The organism is Vibrio sp. RC586, from assembly GCF_000176715.1.
Classification (GTDB): Bacteria; Pseudomonadota; Gammaproteobacteria; order Enterobacterales; family Vibrionaceae; genus Vibrio.
Genome location: NZ_ADBD01000013.1, coordinates 352,943 through 364,809, shown reverse-complemented (window position 1 = coordinate 364,809; position 11,867 = coordinate 352,943). Strand labels below are relative to the sequence as shown.

The following is an 11,867-nucleotide window of genomic DNA, read 5'->3' as shown; positions in this document are numbered from 1 at the left end:
CGGCCATGAATGAGGAAGTATTACTGAGTGTTAAACAGCTTGAAACGGAATTTTTGACTGATAACGGAGCGGTAAAAATTCTGCATGGAGTGAGCTTTGACGTCAAAAAAGGTCGAACACTTGGTTTAGTGGGGGAATCGGGTTGTGGGAAAAGCGTCACCGCAATGTCAATCATGGGACTATTGCCGAAACCCTATGGCCGAGTGACTGGTGGAGAGATCCTATATCGCGGAAAAGATTTGGTGAAACTACCACCCAAAGAGATGTATGCGATGCGTGGTGATCGTATCTCAATCATTTTTCAGGATCCGATGACAGCGCTTAATCCTGTTCATACCGTGGGTAAACAACTGATGGAAGTTCTGGCCTTACATAGGCCAGAGCTTGGTCGTTCTACTTTGCGTCAACACGCATTAGAGATGCTCGAAAAAGTGCGAATTCCGATGGCAGACAAGCGTTTGGATGAGTATCCACATAACCTTTCTGGAGGGATGCGACAACGAGTGATGATCGCGATGGCATTAGCATGTAAACCGGAAATATTGATCTGTGATGAACCCACTACGGCATTAGACGTCACGGTACAAGCCTCCATTTTGGATTTGATCCAAGATTTGCAACAAGAAACTGGCATGGCAGTGATATTTATTACCCATGATTTAGGCGTAGTGGCTGAAGTGTGTGATGAAGTCGTGGTGATGTATGCAGGTAAAGTGGTTGAGCATGCAGACGTTTTTGATCTGTTTGATCGCCCGCAGCACCCATATACCGAAAGATTAATGAGTTTAATGCCCAGTTTAGAGCACACGCCTAAACAGTTGATCCCTATTAAACCGATTGATCCACAGTCATTTCCTGAGTTTAAGGGGTAAGCATGCAGCCGCTACTCAAAATTGAAAATCTGAAACAACACTTTGTTTCTGGTAAGAAGCTTTTTCGGCGTGGGTATGTTATCAAAGCGGTCGATGGTGTTTCATTTGCCCTCCAGCCGGGAGAAACACTAGGATTGGTCGGAGAATCTGGGTGTGGGAAAAGTACGTTAGGGCGCACCATACTCAAGCTGTTTGAACCAACAGAAGGACGAATTTTCTTTGAAGGGCAAGATATTACCCAATTCTCAGCGAAAGCTATGCGCTCACTGCGTAAAGAAATGCAAATTGTTTTCCAAGATCCTCTAGAGTCGCTTAACCAACGGCATACCATAGGAATGATTTTGGAAGAGCCGTTTATTATCCATGGGGTCGGTAATGCTCAAGAGCGTAAAAAATGGGTTTTAGAACTGCTTGAAAAGGTAGGGTTGCCAGCCAATTCTATTGAGCGGTATCCCCATGAATTTTCTGGCGGCCAGCGTCAACGAATTGGAATTGCACGAGCGATTGCATTAAAACCCAAACTGTTGATCTGCGATGAATCAGTTTCTGCGCTTGATGTGTCTGTTCAAGCACAAATTATTAATTTGCTATTGACATTACAGCAGGAAATGAACTTGGCGATTATTTTTATCTCGCATGATCTATCTGTGGTTAAACAGGTTTCCGATAATATTGCTGTTATGTATTTCGGAAAAATTGTTGAGTATGGCAATGTGCTAGATGTGTATAACAATCCTAAGCATGACTATACCAAGAAATTGCTTTCCGCTATTCCGATAATACACCCTAAATATAGAATAAAGGAGGCTTGACTAGTAAATTTTCTCTAATCTATGTGTAATCAATCTACACCTTATTTTTTGTTTGCTGCATATATAAACTATCACGATAATAATATTTAAATTTCAGGTGTGGGCATTTATCCATGCTTGGGGTGATGTTCAGTTGTTAATATTATATCTGAGCGTCAAAATTTGTTCAGTTTAGAACTGAATGTTTTTTGGAAGTAAACTATGCACAACATAAAAAAGTGTAGAGTCAATCCTATTTCATTTTTAGTTGTTAGTCTTTTTTCTGCAACCACAGTGTGTGCAGAAGGAGAAACAATAAATCCAAATAGTGATCTGACTTTAAATGAAGACCAGCCGTGTCTTATTTGTCAGTTGTCTGGTTCTGCCTCTTTGGCTTACGACAGCAACCTTTACGATAAAGATGACTACCGATCCGTCCGTAACTTATCATGGAATGGTACTCTAAATTATCCTGTGTCGGAACAGCTGCGAGCCTTTATTACAGGTGGTGGCTACCGAGTCTTTCAGGATAAAGCAGGGACTTATGTGACAGACACTGTCGTTGGTTTAAATTACTCTAATCTCTTCACTTTCGGTGAAACAGGGCGTTTGGGGCTTGGTGGGCAATTGACCATTCCTACCTCAGAAGCTTCTCGTGATACTGAGCTTTATACCGCTTTTCGGCTTTCTGTGCCGGTGAGTTTTAAAATGCTTGGTGGCAATTATTCCGTATCGCCAAGACTTCGGAAAAACTTCTATAAATACCAAACCATGAATGGGCGTGTATTAACAGAATGGGTTTATTCAGTTTCTGCTGATGGTCATTATCAATTTGATAAATTGACATTAGGTGCCTCTTTACTGGGAGGTAATGGTACGAGTTATAAAGGGAATCGGAGCCGAGAATTTAACTATGCGGCTTCAGTTTATAGCAACTATCAAATTTCTGATTCGTGGTTGGCATCATTTACTGTATCTAGCGCAGGTTTTTATAGTGATGCAGAGCGCGGAACATTGGGAAATTTAGACTTATTTGATACAGACAAAGCGAGTTATATCGCACAACTAACCTATTCTTTTTAGGAATTTAATATAAGGACGTAGACAATGCAATTTAAGCGTATTGCGTTGGCATCTGCTATTACCAGTATTCTGGCTGGTTGTGGTGCTGATGATCAACCCTATGAATATTTATCTAAACCAAGTAACACCTATACCAGAGATCAAATCAAAACGGATCAAGTGTATCTTTATATGCCTTCGATGGCTCATGCCCCTCGCTATGCGGGTTCAATGGCTCCATTCATGCAAGGGCAGGAGAAGTTAGTGACGGTTGCTTTTGAGGCCAATAATGATAGTGCGAAATCGGGTGAGCTTAAGGTGCGCATGATTAGCCCTGATGTGATTAGCCAAGGAGAGATTGACCAAAAAGCACTAGGGAGATGGATAGAAAGAGCTGATGATCAAAGCCTGGTACTTTCAATTCCGGTTGATTACGTTGATTATCAGTGTAAAGAAAACGATTACAACGAATGTACGAATAAAGAAGAGAAAGTTGATAACAACGAAATACCTTGGTATCAACGTACGTATTTTGAGCCTGATTTCCCTAAAACGACCATTGCAGAAGCATCGTGGAATGACCTATTGACCTTTGCTGAAGGTTGTTACACTAAAGTGGGGACGCCCCGACTCGCTAACGATCCGACAACAGGTTGGAAAGGGTATGAAATCACAACGGATGGCGTACTTAACTTTGAATTGATGCAGGACTACCGAGTTACAAATAACTGGTATTGCATGATCAACTCGCTCATCAGTAATGATATGGATATGGATATGGATAAGTTGTCATTCAGCGTTTCCCAATTCTATTCATTGGTACCGTTAGACCTTGTTCGTTCTCCATCTCAGAATACTAAGACTGCTCGTAGTGTTTCACATGGAATTTATGAGCCGGTTATTTATTTAAAAGGCGATGAAGATACGTTTGGCTTCTTTGCAAATGAAGTCGGTAAACCTGATCCTTCTTATGTTGACGGACAGTTTGATCAAACGTTCCAATATCTGCATCGTTTTAATCCGAAGCTACCTTATATAGATTATCACTTGTCAGACAGCTTCAATCAAAATGCAGAAACGCTGTTCTTCAAGCAAGTGACCAAAGAAGTGATTGAGCGCATTAACCCACAACTTGCAAAAGTAGGTGTACCACAAATTCGATTAAATGAACCGAGTGGTAAACAGTCGGGTGATTTACGCTACAACGTAATCAATCTGATTGATGAGCCATTGGATAACGGTTTGGCGGGTTATGGCCCTTCTGCGGTTAACCCTTTAACGGGTGAAATTGTGCATGCGCACGTGAACCAATATTCAGGTGTTCTGCGCTCTATTTCGGATATTTTGTGGGATCGTATAGCAAACGACTATAACCGTGGTCGAGTGACACCAATTGAGGTTTCTTCTGCCATCAATGAGTCCACTTCACCAACTAATACATCGGTGAGTAATGGTTCAGGGGTTATCCATTATGACGCTCAGCAAAATGTCGACTCTACTGAAGCGATTAATCTAGAAGAAGCACAGTCTATTCCTGCGGCTTATCAGTCGTTGGCCGATGTGATTAAAGCGGTACAAGAAGAGCTGACTTATGGTGAAGAAGACGTTTCATTTGAAGAAATGTCCGCATTACGTGAGTTAGAGCGTCGCTTGTGGGCTGAAAATAACATGTATCCTGTTTCCGAATTGCGTGCCGGTGCGACATTAAAATCTCTGCCGACAACGATAGGTGGAATAACCTTTAACTTCCAAGATAAAAGCTTATGGAAGAATGGGGAAGTGGGTGTTGTTGGCAAACTGAAAGAGTGGAATGACCTAAGTGAAAAGCAGCAAGCGGATCTTGGTTTGTTTATTACAGGCGTTTTCTACGCGAAGACGCTGGTTCATGAACTCGGCCATAACTTCGGTCTACGTCACAACTTTAAAGGTAGCAACGATGCGAAAAACTACTTTACGCAAAGTGAGCTTACTGAGCATGGACTAAGAACCGTACCCGGTTACTCATCAATTATGGATTACAACCCCTCGATGCTTAACGCATTAGCAGTGTTTGGTCCTTATGATTTGGCAGCACTGCGTTTTGGTTATAAACGTCAAGTGGAAGCTCAAAAAACAGTAACCAATGGCGACAATACTCAATCAATCACACAAGTATATCTCCATGCAGGGGATTATGATGAGCAGTTACGTCAGGAAGCATTGGATCCTTTCAGTGCACCATCTTCATTAACGTATGATGGTACGATCAAGGCCTTAGAATCGGTGCATCCAGATAAACCGTTACGTGAGTTCCTTTATTGTACCGATGGTAACGTCAGTCTGAATGATGATTGTAACCGCCATGACGAAGGGCGTAACCGTGCTGAAATTATGGCATTTAAGCTCGAGAGTTATGAGGACAACTACTATAAACGAACTCTGCGAGGTATGAGTGACCGATTCTCAGAATCGACCGCGATGAGTTACGCTCAGCGCCGTGTGAGTGAATTTATGGATTGGAGAAACTCATTACATATTTTTGAGCTCTATCAGAATAGGGTGTTTAGTCGACCACTATCGAATATCCAGATGCTAGGTCTACCAATCAGTAATTTGGCTTACTGTAACGACGAGGCTAACGCCACCGTATGGCCATTTGAAGTTTTTTGTGGTTCACCTAAGTCAGTGGATATGGCGCGCGATAAGTTGATCAACATAGTGTTAACGCCAGACCATACTTGTGAGCTCAAGGCCGCAGATGGCACGATCAGCTATCGTCCTTTAGCTGAGATTATTAGCGTCTATTCACAGCGTAATAACTTCCCTATTAACTATGTGCCAACATCGTGTTTTGATGAAACGGTAAAACAGAGTTTAGCTACAGATCTCGCGGTAGTGGGTGAAATTGGTAAGTACTTAAACAGCGGGAAAGCTCCACGCCCAGCCCCCGTGAACAACTACAGCAATTATATTGACTATATTGGTCACTGGCCTGATATCTTGGCTGCGTCAGCCACTTTGGTTGATCGAGTGGGAAGACGAGACTCTACAGATCGCTCTACTAAGTCATTAATCGAATTGCCAGATGTATATGGATTGAAAGACGGTTATTTCCAATTTTCAGACAAAGGGCAAATGCTGTTGAGCACTCTTATCCTAGGAGAAAACTTACTTTGGCTAAACTTTAAAGATTCACAAGGTAACTATCATAAGGCTCAAGGTGAATTCACGGCTTTCTCATGGAATAACAAGATTAATCGTATGCCATACTTCGGTAGTTACTCAGTACGTAAGTCATTCGGTTTACCGCTGTATGAAGAAGTGCCACTGAACAAAGCGATTCTTACTGCAATGGTGTTGCACTCGGCTGGTAAGATGGTTGACCAGCGTGATGAAGTGTTTGCTCGTTCGATTACGATGCGCAGCGAATCTGTAGGCTCAGGCGACAGCGTAAGAACCTTTGTGCGCAGTAATGGGGCAACGTATTATGCAACGAAAGAAAACAGCTATGCGTGGTACATGCTTGGATTTACGCAAGACTATAAAGCGCTGCTCGCTCGTGAAGCGGAAATAGCACTAGATCCTGCGAAAACGTACGATGATGTTGTGTTAACAACCATTAAGCTAGCGGATTTCCAAGATGCAGCGAAACGTAAAAATCTGGAAAAGCAGTATCGCTACCAATTGCAGTCACTCCAGCATTTACCGATTTACAACCGTACATCGTATTTACGTGATGACTTAGCGGCTCACTAAGAGCTTGCGAAGATATAAGCCCTGCCAAATGGCAGGGCTTTATTTTGGGGAGCTAATTGAAAGAAGGAATCCCACTATGGAACTTAAAATCATTATCTGGGCTAGAAATAAGTTCTGCTTCGATTTTTCCAAAGTAGGCGACTCGCTCTGAGATATCTTGGCCTGCAATTTGTTCAGCAAGCTGTAAGTAGTCTTGATAATGGCGAGCTTCAGAGCGAAGCAGAGAAACATAAAACTTAGCTATTTCCTCATCGAGGAATGGAGCCAGTTTGGCAAAGCGCTCACAGGAACGAGCCTCAATGTAAGCGCCTACTATCAATTTATCAATTAACGTCTGTGGCTCGTGCGTCTTCATATTCGATAGAAGTCCTTTCGCATAACGACTGGCAGGAATGGATTCATACTCGACATTGCGTGTTTGCATGATTTCCAAAACTTGATAGAAGTGGTGCAGTTCTTCTTTAATCAGCAGTACCATTTTGTCGATTAAGTCTTGGCTGTAAGGCGAGTTAGACTTGGCAATAATGGCTTTGGATATTTGGCTTTTGCCTTTCAATGAATCGAGATCTCCAATACCTCGATAGGTAAAATCTTCGTAAGGTTTAAACCAATCTAATAACGATAGCTCACTCTCTTTATCCACGGCATATTTGCGGATCAGAAACATCGCCGATTGGCCGGCTTTCAGCTCACACAGTAAATGATCTAGCAGCAATATGCGTAGATTCTCAGGTCTACGAGCTTCGGAGATCCAAGCATCCGGTGTTGGGCATTGCAGGAATTGATGTATTGGTACGAGAAGTTGTTGGATTGCGGGAGAATGAATCATGGTCACTATTTAATAAAAAGGCCGCATAAGCGGCCTGAGGTTAATCAAGTCAATATTGCGCGGTATGTTACCACTTTTTCTTTTCGCCAAAGAGTACGTCCATGTCACTTTTGCGCTCATTTTCTTCAATTTGTTGAAGGTCTGAAGCACTTTTGTTTTGGCGCTTCTGTTCAAGCTCATCATACATGGTCTGCAGTTTCTCGCGTGCTTGATTCGAGTAGCTGTCATTTTTAGAAGCTAACACATCAATCCCTTTACGTAGCAACTGTATCGCCGTACCCGGTTGCCCACGCAAAATAGAATCATTCGCTCGCTTAATCACGTTTTCAATGTTGATTCGAATTTGGATGGTTTCTAAACGAGCGTTTTCTGCCACATAAGCTTGAGTTTCAAAGCGACCTTTATTGTGCTCACTTCGAATTGTGTCACGCAGTCGTTTAACGAGTTTGAGCATGATGATGGCTTGTTTATCACTACTGGGCACTTTGAATGTTGTGCTCTCACCACCAGAGTGGTTTTGCTGAAGAAGGTTGATTTGTCCCTTCATATTCTCGATGCGCTGAGCCAGTTGTTTGTTCTTAGGGTCTAGCTCATACATGCTTTGCAGAGCATCGAGGATACGATTATTCAAGCAGACTAGAAGCTCTTTACTGAAGGGTAGGTGGTGAGCATTACCAATCAAGTCCTCCGTTGCATCAATGATCGTAACAAAACGCGAAGACTCTTGCTTCTTAGCACTTTCTACTTTCACCCTGTATTGCAACATGATGTTATAGCCAAGCACCAAAATGAGCAAAATGGCCACCAGAGCAATGATTAAACCTATATTCATAAAATCCGTATCTTCAGTTTTGAATGGCTAACGATTAAGGATACACGCTCGATGTAATCCCGACAATTTACTCTGTTGATTATTCCTGTTTTATCAAGCAAAAACTGCTTTCCCACGATGAGTTTGAGTGCTGCGTGGCAAAATTTTCATCGAATCCGCAAAACACAGAATATTCAAATCACGCTTCTTTCGATAAAGGCTAGGAATTGTCGTGCCGAAACGTTATAACTAATAATTATAAAATATGTGTTTATGTGGCAACAAACCGCAAGGGAATATGGGAAGAAGATGAAACTGCAGCAGTTAAAGTACATTGTGGAAGTGGTCAATCACAATTTGAATGTGTCTGCGACCGCAGAAAACCTTTACACTTCACAGCCAGGGATCAGTAAGCAAGTTCGGTTGTTAGAAGATGAACTTGGCATTCAGATTTTTGAACGAAGTGGTAAACATTTAACACAGGTCACTCCGGCGGGTGAACATATCGTGCGAATTGCGACTGAGATCTTATCCAGAGTGGAAAGCATCAAAGCAGTTGCAGCCGAGCACACTCACCCAGAGATGGGCACGTTGAATATTTCAACGACACACACTCAAGCCAGATATGCGTTGCCTGAAGTAATTAAAGGTTTCACGAAACGTTACCCAAAAGTTTCTTTGCACATGCATCAAGGCACGCCAACTCAAATGTCGGAAGCAATTGCTAAAGGTACTGCTAATTTCGCGATTGCCACTGAAGCATTACACCTTTATCAAGATGCGATTATGCTGCCCTGTTACCACTGGAATCGTTCGATTGTAGTGCCTAAAGATCACCCACTGACGAAGAAAGAGCGAGTGACTATTGAAGATTTGGCCACTTATCCGCTCGTCACTTATGTATTTGGCTTTACAGGTCGTTCAGAGCTAGATAGTGCATTTAACCGAGTGGGTATGACCCCTAAAGTTGTGTTCACCGCAACGGATGCGGATGTGATAAAAACTTATGTGCGAATGGGGATTGGTGTTGGCGTGATCGCTAGTATGGCTGTGGATAAAAAGCAGGATACAGATCTTGTCGCGATTGATGTTAGCCATATCTTCAGTGCGAGCACAACGAGTATCGGTTTCCGCCGCGGTACTTTTTTACGCTCTTATATGTTTGACTTCATGGAGCGCTTTGCACCACATCTCACTCGTCCGGTGGTTGAGCAAGCAATTTCTCTCAAATCCAATATTGAAATTGCTGAAATGTTCAAAGATATCGATCTGCCTGTCCGTTAACGCGCTTTTACTTTCCCTTCGTTGTGCTTCCTCCTAAAATGGCTCGCCCATTGGGAGGATGCATGCACTCAAAACTCACTTTACTCGACTCATTTTTAACTCAGACTCAACCCTTTTGGCGCTACGAGGCGTTCCATGTTTGCCGAGCGGGAGTATTGCCTTGGGCAGAACAGCATCCTGCTCTGGACGAATGGCTTAACTCATTAAGTTTTCAAGAAATTGAACAATACAAAGAAAATCCGGAGTGCTTAGCCCAGACTTTGATGTTTTTTTTTCCTTCTATTGCTGAAATCAAACGTGCGATCACGATAGATAAGCCATCTCTCATCTCTTCTTTTGTGTTGCCTAAACATTTTGATAAAGGGATTCCAGGGAGGAAATGGCAGCAAATTGAAGCGATAGGTAAAGTTCTGATGACTCACCATCAAGGCAAACAGTGGTTAGAGTGGTGTGCTGGCAAGGGCTATTTAGGCCGAGTTCTCGCGAGTGTAAGTCAGCAACCGGTGGTGAGTTTTGAATATCAAGCTGAACTATGTCAATCAGGTCAGCAGGAGGCTGATGTACTTCAATTACCCATGCATTTTGTGCAAGGTGATGCGTTTGATCACCGCTCGGTAGCCCTGTTTGAACCGACCACACACGCTGTTGCTCTGCATGCATGTGGTGACTTACATGTTCGAATGCTGCAATACGCCACTCAAGCTGGTATTGAGGCAATCAGTTTCTCCCCATGTTGCTATCACTTAACTCATCATGAGCATTATCAGCCTATGTCGAGCGTTGCGCAGCGATCCGCGCTCAAACTTACTCGCAAAGAATTGCGTTTGCCACTTCAGGAAACCGTGACCGGTGGAGACAGAGTCAAGCGGCATCGTCAGCAAGAGATGGTTTATCGTTTAGGTTTTGATGCTTTGCTGAGTAATCAGTTTGGCTACTCATCGTATGTTCCTGTCCCAAGCATTCAAAAATCGCAATTGAGTCTCGGGTTTGCCGCATTTTGTGCATGGGTCATCAAAGAAAAGGGCATTGTTTTAGACCTTAAGGGTATTAATGTTGCTCACTTTGAGCAGACTGGCTTGCTGCGCTTCTGGCAGATGGAACGAGTGAGCTTGGTACAAGAGGGGTTTCGACGACTTTTGGAGCTGTGGTTGGTACTAGACAAAGCCCTTTATTTACAAGAGAGTGGTTATCAAGTGAGTGTGAGTGAATTTTGCGAGCGTCAAGTGACCCCGCGTAATCTAGTGGTTAATGCTTGGCGCTGACGTTAAGAGGGGAGAGCCGATGAAATCGGCTCTCTGAGCGATTAATTAAACATCGCGATGGCTTTGGTTGGTTCGATATATTCAAGACCAAAGTTTTCAGCAACCTCTTTATAAGTCACTTTTCCGTGAATTACGTTGAGGCCTTTTAAAAATCCGGCATCTTCGAGTAAGGCTTTTTGGTAGCCTTTATTGGCGAGTTTCACGATATATGGTAGCGTGGCGTTATTAAGGGCAAAAGTAGAAGTGCGAGCCACCGCTCCGGGCATATTTGCTACACAGTAGTGAACCACATCATCCACGATGTAGGTAGGTTCAGCATGAGTTGTTGGGTGAGAAGTTTCGAAACAGCCGCCTTGGTCAATGGCTACATCGACAATGGCTGAGCCAGGTTTCATACGTTGAATATGTTGTTTGGTCACCAGTTTAGGAGCCGCTGCACCGGGGATAAGTACCGCACCGATGACGAGATCCGCTTCTAAAACATATTTTTCGATGGCGTCTGTGGTGGAGTAAACCACATTAGCACGGCCTTGAAACTCTTCGTCAAGCTTGCGTAGAGTATCGATGCTGCGATCTAAGATGGTGACATCTGCACGTAGGCCAATTGCCATGCGTGCAGCGTTGGCACCAACGACACCGCCACCGATCACAACAACTTTTGCTGGAGCAACGCCAGGTACGCCACCGAGCAGTAGGCCGCTACCGCCACGAGATTTTTCTAATGTTTGAGCTCCGGCCTGAATGGACATCCGGCCTGCAACTTCAGACATAGGAGCCAGTAGTGGTAAGCGACCCATATTATCTGTTACAGTCTCATAGGCTATGCAGACAGCTTTGCTCTTGATTAGCTCTTCAGTTTGTGGAAAATCTGGAGCGAGGTGCAAATAAGTAAATAAAATTTGCCCCTCTTTGAGCATGGCCCGCTCTACAGTTTGAGGTTCTTTGACCTTTACAATCATCTCTGCTTTCGCGAAGACGTCTGCAGCGGTAGGAAGAATGGATGCGCCTACAGCGATGTAATCATCGTCTGAAAAGCCGATGCCGGAACCGGCATTTGTTTCTACGTAAACTTGGTGTCCGTGTGAGATGAGTTCCCTCACGCTGGCTGGAATCATGCCCACACGATACTCGTGGTTCTTGATTTCTTTAGGAACGCCAATGATCATCCTAACTCCTTAGATTAATTTGGTTGTATTGACTATATGTAGGGTTGTTCTATCG

At 43.4% G+C, this 11,867-nt stretch carries 9 protein-coding genes; 6 read left to right on the top strand and 3 right to left on the bottom strand.

What is annotated here, in order from left to right:
- Positions 1–5: 5 nt before the first annotated feature.
- From VOA_RS03900 to VOA_RS03915, 4 genes are all read left to right on the top strand, one after another.
- Positions 6–872, top strand: a complete 867-nt coding sequence (locus VOA_RS03900; RefSeq protein WP_001001569.1) for an ABC transporter ATP-binding protein — start codon at positions 6–8, stop codon at positions 870–872.
- 2 nt (positions 873–874) lie between these two features.
- Positions 875–1,684: an ABC transporter ATP-binding protein gene (locus VOA_RS03905; protein WP_001182760.1), complete on the top strand. Its 810-nt coding sequence runs from the start codon at positions 875–877 to the stop codon at positions 1,682–1,684.
- Between the two features lie 201 nt (positions 1,685–1,885).
- The gene (locus VOA_RS03910; protein WP_009356118.1) at positions 1,886–2,746 is read left to right on the top strand and encodes a membrane protein; all 861 of its coding nucleotides are present in this window, start codon (positions 1,886–1,888) and stop codon (positions 2,744–2,746) included.
- A 24-nt stretch (positions 2,747–2,770) separates the two neighbouring features.
- Positions 2,771–6,460, top strand: a complete 3,690-nt coding sequence (locus VOA_RS03915; protein WP_001159830.1) for a zinc-dependent metalloprotease — start codon at positions 2,771–2,773, stop codon at positions 6,458–6,460.
- Positions 6,461–6,512: 52 nt separating this feature from the next.
- Here VOA_RS03915 and miaE read toward each other — a convergent pair whose 3' ends face one another.
- Positions 6,513–7,289, bottom strand: coding sequence for a tRNA isopentenyl-2-thiomethyl-A-37 hydroxylase MiaE (gene miaE / locus VOA_RS03920; RefSeq protein WP_032468375.1), 777 nt, complete (start codon positions 7,287–7,289; stop codon positions 6,513–6,515).
- Between the two features lie 67 nt (positions 7,290–7,356).
- Positions 7,357–8,121, bottom strand: a complete 765-nt coding sequence (locus VOA_RS03925; RefSeq protein WP_001020610.1) for a hypothetical protein — start codon at positions 8,119–8,121, stop codon at positions 7,357–7,359.
- Between the two features lie 288 nt (positions 8,122–8,409).
- Here VOA_RS03925 and cysB point away from each other — a divergent pair, with 288 nt between their 5' ends.
- A complete protein-coding gene (gene cysB, locus VOA_RS03930) occupies positions 8,410–9,384 on the top strand; it encodes an HTH-type transcriptional regulator CysB (RefSeq protein ID WP_000776221.1) in 975 nt (324 codons plus the stop codon).
- Between the two features lie 62 nt (positions 9,385–9,446).
- The gene (locus VOA_RS03935) at positions 9,447–10,646 is read left to right on the top strand and encodes a methyltransferase (RefSeq protein WP_000555728.1); all 1,200 of its coding nucleotides are present in this window, start codon (positions 9,447–9,449) and stop codon (positions 10,644–10,646) included.
- A gap of 41 nt (positions 10,647–10,687) precedes the next feature.
- On the opposite strand, the gene ald is transcribed toward VOA_RS03935, so the two are convergent.
- Positions 10,688–11,812: an alanine dehydrogenase gene (gene ald, locus VOA_RS03940; protein WP_000583507.1), complete on the bottom strand. Its 1,125-nt coding sequence runs from the start codon at positions 11,810–11,812 to the stop codon at positions 10,688–10,690.
- Between the last annotated feature and the right edge of the window lie 55 nt (positions 11,813–11,867).

Coding starts and splice junctions, on each gene's coding strand:
- VOA_RS03900 (WP_001001569.1), top strand. CDS start 6: ATGAATGAGGAAGTATTACTGAGTGTTAAACAGCTTGAAACGGAATTT.
- VOA_RS03905 (WP_001182760.1), top strand. CDS start 875: ATGCAGCCGCTACTCAAAATTGAAAATCTGAAACAACACTTTGTTTCT.
- VOA_RS03910 (WP_009356118.1), top strand. CDS start 1,886: ATGCACAACATAAAAAAGTGTAGAGTCAATCCTATTTCATTTTTAGTT.
- VOA_RS03915 (WP_001159830.1), top strand. CDS start 2,771: ATGCAATTTAAGCGTATTGCGTTGGCATCTGCTATTACCAGTATTCTG.
- miaE (WP_032468375.1), bottom strand. CDS start 7,289: ATGATTCATTCTCCCGCAATCCAACAACTTCTCGTACCAATACATCAA.
- VOA_RS03925 (WP_001020610.1), bottom strand. CDS start 8,121: ATGAATATAGGTTTAATCATTGCTCTGGTGGCCATTTTGCTCATTTTG.
- cysB (WP_000776221.1), top strand. CDS start 8,410: ATGAAACTGCAGCAGTTAAAGTACATTGTGGAAGTGGTCAATCACAAT.
- VOA_RS03935 (WP_000555728.1), top strand. CDS start 9,447: ATGCACTCAAAACTCACTTTACTCGACTCATTTTTAACTCAGACTCAA.
- ald (WP_000583507.1), bottom strand. CDS start 11,812: ATGATCATTGGCGTTCCTAAAGAAATCAAGAACCACGAGTATCGTGTG.